At 37.4% G+C, this 8,615-nt stretch carries 8 protein-coding genes; 4 read left to right on the plus strand and 4 right to left on the minus strand.

Annotated features, from left to right (window positions below; genetic code table 11):
• The coding region (locus AACY61_RS04490; RefSeq protein WP_339610391.1) for an FAD-binding protein at window positions 1-815 on the plus strand (815 nt) is incomplete at its 5' end.
• Between the two features lie 66 nt (window positions 816-881).
• Window positions 882-1,628, plus strand: coding sequence for a succinate dehydrogenase/fumarate reductase iron-sulfur subunit (locus tag AACY61_RS04495; protein WP_339610392.1), 747 nt, complete (start codon window positions 882-884; stop codon window positions 1,626-1,628).
• A gap of 67 nt (window positions 1,629-1,695) precedes the next feature.
• Here the strand turns inward: AACY61_RS04495 and AACY61_RS04500 are convergent, their stop codons facing one another.
• The 4 genes from AACY61_RS04500 to AACY61_RS04515 form a co-directional block, all read right to left on the minus strand.
• The gene (locus tag AACY61_RS04500; protein ID WP_339610393.1) at window positions 1,696-3,237 is read right to left on the minus strand and encodes a ribonuclease E/G; all 1,542 of its coding nucleotides are present in this window, start codon (window positions 3,235-3,237) and stop codon (window positions 1,696-1,698) included.
• 332 nt (window positions 3,238-3,569) lie between these two features.
• Window positions 3,570-3,860, minus strand: coding sequence for an HU family DNA-binding protein (locus AACY61_RS04505; protein ID WP_339610394.1), 291 nt, complete (start codon window positions 3,858-3,860; stop codon window positions 3,570-3,572).
• 240 nt (window positions 3,861-4,100) lie between these two features.
• Window positions 4,101-5,636: a glycine--tRNA ligase gene (locus AACY61_RS04510; protein ID WP_339610395.1), complete on the minus strand. Its 1,536-nt coding sequence runs from the start codon at window positions 5,634-5,636 to the stop codon at window positions 4,101-4,103.
• 67 nt (window positions 5,637-5,703) lie between these two features.
• Window positions 5,704-6,591 carry a hypothetical protein gene (locus AACY61_RS04515; protein ID WP_339610396.1) on the minus strand — a complete coding sequence of 296 codons (888 nt, stop codon included), beginning with the start codon at window positions 6,589-6,591 and terminating at the stop codon, window positions 5,704-5,706.
• 147 nt (window positions 6,592-6,738) lie between these two features.
• On the opposite strand from AACY61_RS04515, the gene AACY61_RS04520 reads away from it, so the two are divergent.
• Window positions 6,739-7,356, plus strand: coding sequence for a phosphoribosyltransferase family protein (locus tag AACY61_RS04520; RefSeq protein ID WP_339610397.1), 618 nt, complete (start codon window positions 6,739-6,741; stop codon window positions 7,354-7,356).
• A 66-nt stretch (window positions 7,357-7,422) separates the two neighbouring features.
• Window positions 7,423-8,615 (plus strand): Ig-like domain-containing protein (locus tag AACY61_RS04525; protein ID WP_339610398.1); only part of this gene is annotated, 1,193 nt, incomplete at its 3' end.

Consider the following 8,615-nt stretch of genomic DNA (forward strand, 5'->3'; position numbering starts at 1 on the left):
AAGTGGTTGCCAATAAGTATGGAAACCTCTTCCAGATGTATGAAAAGATTGTCGATCAGAATCCGTATGAAACACCTATGATGATTTATCCTGCGGTGCATTACACCATGGGAGGTATTTGGGTGGATTACAATTTGATGACAACCATTGAAGGGTGTTATGCGATTGGGGAAGCCAATTTCTCTGATCACGGCGCCAACCGTTTGGGGGCTTCAGCATTGATGCAGGGTCTGGCTGATGGGTATTTTGTGTTGCCATACACCATTGGTGATTACCTTTCAAAAGACATCCGCACCGGAAAAATCTCAACCGATTTGCCCGAGTTTGAAGCGGCCGAAAACAATGTGCGCTCCCAGATAGAACACTTTATGAACAACAAAGGGACTAAAACCGTAGACCATTTCCACAAACGCCTTGGAAAAATCATGTGGGACAAAGTAGGGATGGCAAGAAATGCCGAAGGATTGAATGAAGCGATTGAAGAGATTGCGTCCTTGCGCGATGAATTTTACAAAGAAGTGAGAGTTCCCGGCATCGCAGACGGATTAAACCAGGAGTTGGAAAAAGCATTGCGTGTTGCAGATTTTCTAGAGCTTGGAGAGCTTTTCGCAAAAGATGCATTACACAGAAATGAATCGTGTGGAGGTCACTTCCGTGAAGAGTATCAAACTGAAGAAGGCGAGGCGTTGCGTGATGATGAAAACTTTGCCTATGTAGCTGCGTGGGAATACAAAGGAAAACCCAGCGAAGCAATATTGCATAAGGAGGAATTGAATTTTGAAAACATTAAACTGGTTACTCGTAGCTATAAATAAGATTTGAGACTTGAGATGTTAGGAAATAAACTAACTTCTCATTACTCAACACTAAAGTCTAAAAATATGAATCTTACTTTAAAAATTTGGAGACAGCAGAATAACAACGAAAAAGGAAAAATCGTTGATTATAAAATCAATGATGTTTCACCCGATATGTCTTTCTTGGATATGCTTGATATGCTCAATGAGCAATTAAACAACAAGGGGGAAGAGCCTGTGGCTTTTGATCATGATTGCCGTGAAGGTATTTGCGGCTCCTGCTCATTACAAATCAACGGTGAGCCACACGGTCCTGACCGTTTGATTACTACCTGCCAATTGCATATGCGCACTTTCAAAGATGGGGATACTATTTTTATTGAGCCATTCAGAGCCAAAGCGTTTCCGGTAATTAAGGATTTGGTTGTTGACAGAAGTTCGTTTGACCGCATACAGCATGCAGGTGGGTTTATTTCGGTAAATACATCCGGGAATACGATTGATGCCAATGCCATTCCCGTAAATAAACACGATGCTGATACTGCTTTTGATGCAGCAACTTGTATTGGTTGTGGGGCTTGTGTGGCGGCGTGTAAAAATGCTTCGGCAATGTTGTTTGTTTCTGCTAAAGTTTCACAGTTTGCCTTGTTACCACAGGGAAGAGTAGAAGCAACTGACCGTGTTTTGAACATGGTGCGTCAAATGGACGAAGAAGGGTTTGGAAACTGTACCAATACAGGTGCCTGTGAGATTGAATGTCCAAAAGGAATTTCGTTGGAAAATATTGCACGTATGAATCGTGAATATATGAGCGCCAGTTTGAAGGGGTAATTTATAATAGTTTGTAAAAACAAAAAGCGCCGAAGTTCTGAAACGAGTTCAGAGCGTGGCGCTTTTACTATTTTATCTCTTTACCGTCTTTATCAATAAAGTGGTATTCGAGATAGGTGTAAGCATCTCTTGGTTGAATTTTCACCCATTTTTTATGTTCTAAAAACCATTTAGAACGTATCGATGGAAAGCCTTTTATTAAGAAGGCTGCTATAAAAGGATGTGTGTTTAAGGTTATCTTTTTATAGTCTTTTTTAATTAATCTTTTTAAATCTGCATTAATCCTGTCTATGATTAAAATGGGAGCTTCAATCTCTCCGGCTTCGCCGTTAGGGTCGAGCTCACGGGTTTTAATATTCATTTCAGGTCTAACGCGTTGTCGTGTAATTTGGATCAATCCAAATTTACTGGGCGGCAAAATTTTGTGTTTTGCCCTGTCATCTTTCATTTCATCACGTAAGTGATTGAACAGTTGTTTTCTGTGGTTGGGGTTTGACATATCGATAAAATCGACAACAATTATCCCTCCCATATCACGCAGGCGGAGTTGGCGTGCCAGCTCTGTTGCTGCGATTATATTGACTTCAAGAGCTGTAGCTTCCTGACTATCTGATTTGTTTGAGCGGTTTCCGCTGTTTACATCGACAACATGGAGAGCCTCAGTGTGTTCAATGACCAAATAGGCACCTTTACTTCCTGAAACAGTTCGCCCGAAAGAGGTTTTTATTTGTCTTTCGATCCCAAATTTTTCAAAAATGGGAACCTTGGAGTCATACAACTTAACGATTGATTCTTTCTGTGGTGCAACTTCGTGCACATAATCTTTAATTTTTAAGTAAAGCGCTTCGTCATCAATATGTATTGCTGTAAAAGAATCATTGAGTAAATCCCTGATAAGGGATAGACCTCTGTTCATCTCACTCATTACTTTTGACGGGTGATGCGCGTTTTGTAGCTTTTTACACATTGCTGACCAACGGTCGAGCAAGTTTTGTAAATCTTTGTCCAGTTCTGCTACTTTTTTACCCTCTGCTACGGTTCTAATAATAACACCAAAGCCTTTGGGCCTGATGCTTTGTACCAATCGCTTTAAACGCTCTTTTTCTTCTTTGGATTCTATTTTTTGTGAAATAGAAACACGGTCTGAAAAGGGCACCAAAACAATATATCTCCCTGCCAATGATAACTCAGAACTAATTCTGGGTCCTTTGGTGGAGATAGGTTCTTTTACTATTTGAACCAAAATAGATTGATTTGATTTAATGGCTTCGTTTATCTTACCATTTTTATCAATATCTTTCTCAAATGGGAAATTCTTTAAAGAGTAATCTTTAAGTTTACCTGTGCTTACAAGTTTTGTGAATTTTAACAGGGATGGGAGTTGTGGCCCTAAATCCTGATAATGCAAGAATCCGTCTTTTTCGTATCCTACATTAACAAAAGCGGCGTTGAGACCCGGAACAGTTTTGCGGGTTTTGGCGATAAACACGTCGCCAACAGCAAATTCACTGTCGTCCTCTTCCTTGTGTAATTCAATTAGTTTTCCATCTTTAAGAAGGGCAAAATCAACTTCTGAGGAACTGGATCTGATAAATAATTCGTAGTTCACTCTTAGTAATTTTTATCCGCCCCGTTTTATTTGCTTAAAAAGCATTTCAGGACAGATGGATTAAACAATATTTCTCACAGGTTTCTTACTTGAGCGTAAGAATAATACCCGGTGAAACCTTAATTTGACTTCAATGGTTTACCCAAAAACTATTGATTGTCTGTAAAATTTCTTTTTCAAAGAACGTAATTCTCTTAACTAAAAAAAGTAGTTAGAAACTACTTTTTCTTATGGCGATTAGCGCGGCTTCTTTTTTTGCGCTTATGGGTTGCTACCTTGTGTCTTTTTCTTTTTTTACCACTTGGCATAGTGTGTCTTTTTTAAGTTATTAATTATTTTACAGCAACATTTTCTTTTACACTTTCTACAAAAACTTTTGCAGGTTTAAATGCCGGGATGTTGTGTGCTGGAATTTTTATCGTTGTATTTTTTGAAATGTTACGACCAGTTTTTTCTGCTCTTGTTTTAATAATGAAACTTCCAAAACCACGTAAGTAAACATTGTCTCCACTTTCTAATGAGGTTTTTACTTCTGCCATAAAACTTTCTACAGTTGCCTGTACATCTCCTTTTTCCATTCCTAGCTTTTCTGATATTTTAGCTACGATATCTGCTTTTGTCATTCTAATATAATTTAGGGATTAAAAAATTAATTTTTTTACAAGACCGCAAATATAAGGATTTTAAAATCAACAATACAACCCTAAGGGATTAAAAAATAAACAGATATATGTTTTTTTTATTTTTTTAGGTAATTTTAAACCAATTCCCAACTTTTATTTTACTATTCAGATTGTCAGGGGGTTATTACCTGAATATTCCCTAAAGTTTTTTAAGCTTAAACTATTTCTCTCCTGAAGCATTTATTTTAACCAGTTTTTGATGGCCACTTGTTTGCCAATAATTTCACGAAGATTTTCTATAGCTACCCGTTCCTGAGTCATAGCATCCCTTTGCCTGATGGTAACTTTATTATCTGTTTTTGTGTCGTGATCTATTGTGATACAAAAGGGTGTGCCGATAGCATCTTGTCTGCGGTAGCGTTTTCCAATAGCATCTTTTTCATCATAAGCTACTTGAAAATCCCACTGTAGGTCTTCAATGATTTTTTGTGCTATTTCCGGTAAACCGTCTTTCTTAATTAATGGGAGTACTGCTGCCTTTGTGGGTGCAATCACAGCAGGTATTTTCAATACCACACGCGTGCTGCCATCTTCCAGCGTTTCTTCCTCAAGTGCTTTGCTAAATACCGCCAGAAACATTCTGTCCAGGCCAATAGAGGTTTCAATGACATAAGGCACATAGCTTTTATTCAATTCCGGGTCAAAAAATTGGAGCTTCTTGCCTGAAAACTCTTCGTGCGCTTTTAAATCAAAGTCAGTTCTTGAGTGAATGCCTTCCAGTTCTTTAAAACCAAAAGGAAAATCAAATTCAATATCGGTAGCGGCATTGGCATAATGCGCTAATTTTTCATGGTCGTGAAAACGGTAATTCTCTTTGCCTAAGCCTAATGACATATGCCAATTATAGCGTACTTCTTTCCAGTATTCGTACCATTTTAATTCTTCGCCGGGACGCACAAAATATTGCATTTCCATTTGTTCAAATTCACGCATTCTGAAAATAAACTGGCGGGCAACAATTTCATTTCTGAAGGCTTTACCAGTTTGAGCGATACCAAAAGGCACTTTCATTCTCCCTGTTTTCTGTACATTCAGGAAGTTGACAAAAATTCCTTGTGCTGTTTCAGGGCGCAGATATAAATCAGTTGCCTTGTCTGCAGAAGCACCTAACTTTGTGCCAAACATCAGGTTGAACTGTTTCACTTCTGTCCAGTTTTTAGAACCGGTTAACGGGTCTGCAATTTCTAATTCTTCTATAAGGGCTTTGACATCGGCCAAATCTTCGTTTTCCAAAGATTTTGCCAGGCGCTTTACAATTTCATTTTGCTGTGTGCGGTATCTGATGACACGCTCATTGGTTGCTACAAACTGTTCCTCATCAAAGGCGTCACCAAAGCGCTTTTTGGCTTTATCAATTTCCTTGAGTGCTTTTTGATGCAGTTTTTCGGCATAATCTTCTACCAGGACGTCGGCACGATAGCGTTTTTTGGAATCTTTGTTGTCAATAAGCGGGTCGTTGAAAGCATCAACGTGACCGGAAGCCTTCCAGGTAGTAGGGTGCATCAAAATGGCGGCATCAAGCCCCACAATGTTTTGGTGCATTTGCACCATGCTTTTCCACCAGTATTCACGAATATTGTTTTTTAACAAAACCCCGTTTTGTGCATAGTCATACACAGCATTAAGACCGTCATAGATTTCACTGGAGCCAAAAATGAATCCGTATTCCTTGGCATGTGAAATCACTTTCTTAAAATGTTCTTCTTTGTTTATCATAGGGCAAAAATAGAAAAAACCGCCTCGAAAATTGCCGAAGCGGTTTTAAATTTTGTAATAAAATGTGTTATTTAAGTTCTAAAATAGAATTAGCGACCATACGTGGTCCATCAAACACATTGATGTGATAAATTCCTTCAATCAGGTCATCTTCAACTGCATTCACCAAAACACAAACATCCAACTCCTCATTTTCGTAAAAAACGTTTGAAGTAGCACTGTAAGTCAAAATTTTGTCTTCAAAATTAACAATTGATTTTTCCCCCAGCACATTGTTTTCAGGGTTGATGACTTGTATGAAAAGCAATCTGTCACCCGATTCAGCAATTTCATTGGCATTGATTGTAAAACAGGTCCTGATTTTGTCAGCTCTTCGGGAACGGTTTGTTTCAACTATTTTACCGCTGTTTCTAACAAGCACCCCTTTTGCGTCGAGTCGCGTTACCTTTAAAGCCGCTCCTTTTGCAACCACTTCAGCTAGGGCTTGATTTTGTAGAGAAATAGAGTCAACCTTTTTAACAGTTTCATCAAGAACCAACGCCGTACTGTCTTTTTCCAATTGTAATTGCTCGGTTACAATTCTTAAACTATCTGCGCGCCTGAAAAGGACATTGCGTTCATTTTTTAAGTTGTTGATTTCAACGCGATACCTCCTTATGAGATCCAAATTTGCTTGAGCATCTTTCACAGAATCGAGCAAAACGACTATGCGGTCTCTCGCTTCCAGAAGTTGTAAGTCTTTGGACTGGTTTTCTTCAATGGTCAGATTATAATTGACCAGCAATTCTTCCAATTCTTTTTCAATATCCATTTTTTGAATTTCAAGATTGGTAGTGGCCTTTTGTGAATCCTGATAAAGTTTAATTGTAAATACGGTTAAAGCAACAAGCAATAAAGCAAGAATGCCAATAAACCATTTTAGGGCAGTGTTTTGTTTTTTGTTCTCGGTTTCCATTTGGTTAGGTTAATTTTTGTAACTTGTAATATTAAGCTAATGTAGTTGAAGAAATCTTAGCAGTGTGTTTAAAAAACGATAAAGTGTTAAAATTAAATGTTAAATATTTTCTTTCCTAAACTATGCAGGGGTTGCCAAAGAGAACTTTTGTCAGAAGAGGCAGAAATCTGTACTTATTGCAGGCATAGTCTTCCTTTAGCGTGCTTTCACCAAAGTGGAAGTGATGAAATGCTTCAGATATTTTTTGGAAGAATTCCTGTTGAAAATGCGACTGCTCTGCTGTATTTTAAAAAAAACGGACTGACCCAAAAATTTGTGCACGCATTGAAATATAAAAGAGTCCAGACTATTGGATCTGAATTTGGAAAATGGCTTGGGGCTGAACTTTCTGAATGTAAAGCCTATCAGGAGGTTGATGCAGTAATCCCGGTTCCCCTACACAAGAAAAAACTGAGACAACGAGGGTATAATCAAGTAGAATTGTTTGGAATAGAAATTGCTCAAGCCCTAAATGTTCCTTATATAGACGACGTTTTGGTGAAAATTACGCCCACAAAATCACAAGTATTCAAAGAGCGTTTGAGCCGAATTTTCAGTCAACAGGAAGTGTTTGAAGTTCAGCAACTTCAAAAAATTAAAGACAAGCACCTTTTAATTGTGGACGATATTGTGACTTCAGGAGCAACTTTGGAAGCGTGTACTTCAAAACTTTTAAAAGCCGGCAAAGTAAAAGTGAGTTTTGCAACCATTGCAATTACTAAATAAATTTAGATTGAATACAATCAAAATGTATCCGGCAAAATTTGCACTATTTTTTTGCATCTTTGCAGTATGAAGGGTAATTACTTATACATTGTATTTCTGCTGTTGTTTTCATTGTCTTTTATTGACTGTGCTAAACGCGGAAATCCTGAAGGGGGTGCACGAGATACCATTCCGCCGGTAATTTTAAAAGCAGCTCCTGAAAACTATTCCACTAACTTTAAAGGAAACGAAATCACTATTCAATTTGATGAGTACATCAAACTAAAAGACCTTCAAAATCAACTAATTATTTCTCCCCCTCTTGACAACCAACCCGTAATTACTCCTTTCGGTACTTCAAAAACCTTAAAAATTGTTATCAATGACACCTTAAAAGAAAACACTACATACACCATCAATTTTGGGTCTAGTATAGTTGACAACAATGAGGATAACAGTTTTGATTATTTTAAATATGTATTTTCAACCGGGACTTACATTGACAGTTTAAAAGTTTTAGGAACTATAACAGACGCATTAAATATCAAACCGGACGAGAACGTAACTGTTATGTTGTATGAAATAAATGAGCAATTTACTGATTCGGTTATTTATAAAAGCAAACCGTTCTATGTGGCAAGTTCTCTAAGTGCACCTGGCTATTTTTCAATAGAAAATATTAAAGAAGGAAGCTATTTGTTAGTGGGTTTAAAAGACAATAACTCGAATTATAAATTTGATCCAAAGGTTGATAAAATTGGTTTTTTGGATAAGCCGATTTCAATTCCTGAAGACACTACCTATAACATTAACCTGTTTAAGGAAACTCCTGACTATTCAATGATTCGTTTAAGTTCAAGCAATCGTCAAAAACTTCAATTTGGATATGAAGGCAATGCAGATAGTGTACAAATAGAATTATTGAATACTAAACCTTCAGGATTTAAATATGTTATTACCAAAGAAAAGGGTAAGGACACTTTAAATTATTGGTTTACACCTAAAATCGAGACAGACTCTTTGTCTTTTAAAGTAAGTAGTCGCTCTATAACAGATTCGCTCTCTGTGAGACTGAAAGAAGAAGAAACAGACAGTTTGGTGGTTTCTCCTCTTAAATCAGGCACCTTATTACTTGATGAGCCCTTTATTATTTCTGCAAACAATCCCATTTCTGCTTTCGATAAAGAGCGTATTCAAATAATTGACAAAGATTCTGCCTCTGTAGATTTCAATACTGAGTATGATTCTTTTCACAACACAATGAGACTTTTGTTTAAAAA

The sequence above is a fragment of the uncultured Planktosalinus sp. genome (genome assembly GCF_963973675.1).
Taxonomy (GTDB): Bacteria; Bacteroidota; Bacteroidia; order Flavobacteriales; family Flavobacteriaceae; genus Planktosalinus.

What these genes read in the sequence shown, in the direction of transcription:
- AACY61_RS04495 (WP_339610392.1), top strand. Translation starts at nt 882, where the DNA reads ATGAATCTTACTTTAAAAATTTGGAGACAGCAGAATAACAACGAAAAA.
- AACY61_RS04505 (WP_339610394.1), bottom strand. Translation starts at nt 3,860, where the DNA reads ATGACAAAAGCAGATATCGTAGCTAAAATATCAGAAAAGCTAGGAATG.
- AACY61_RS04510 (WP_339610395.1), bottom strand. Translation starts at nt 5,636, where the DNA reads ATGATAAACAAAGAAGAACATTTTAAGAAAGTGATTTCACATGCCAAG.
- AACY61_RS04515 (WP_339610396.1), bottom strand. Translation starts at nt 6,591, where the DNA reads ATGGAAACCGAGAACAAAAAACAAAACACTGCCCTAAAATGGTTTATT.